This window comes from Martelella sp. AMO21009, assembly GCF_053484295.1.
Genome location: NZ_JBAKFR010000085.1, coordinates 1 through 270 on the forward strand (window position 1 = coordinate 1; position 270 = coordinate 270).

Consider the following 270-nt stretch of genomic DNA (forward strand, 5'->3'; position numbering starts at 1 on the left):
GCGGCGGCATGCAGCAGCCGATCGCTTTCGACGATGCTCCCGGCCTGCCGGGCCGTCTCGGCATAGACCGAAAGCGGGAAGGTGGCCTGAAACAGGATGTCGCGTTCGATCCCGAGACCGAAGGCGAGGCGCACCGAGGTGAGTTCGGCAAGGCTGCAGGAGCCGAGTTCCGGGCATCCGAAACCGAGATCGGCAAGTCCGAACAGCGTGTCGCTGTCCGCCTCCATCTCGGTGATGAGCCAGGTGGCCGCGCCGACCGGATTGAAGAAT

1 protein-coding gene is annotated in these 270 nt (G+C 65.2%); it reads right to left on the minus strand.

Annotated features, from left to right (window positions below):
- Window positions 1-270, minus strand: a 270-nt coding sequence (locus tag V6766_RS25560; RefSeq protein ID WP_448471042.1) for a DUF2958 domain-containing protein, incomplete at both ends; no start/stop codon positions are given.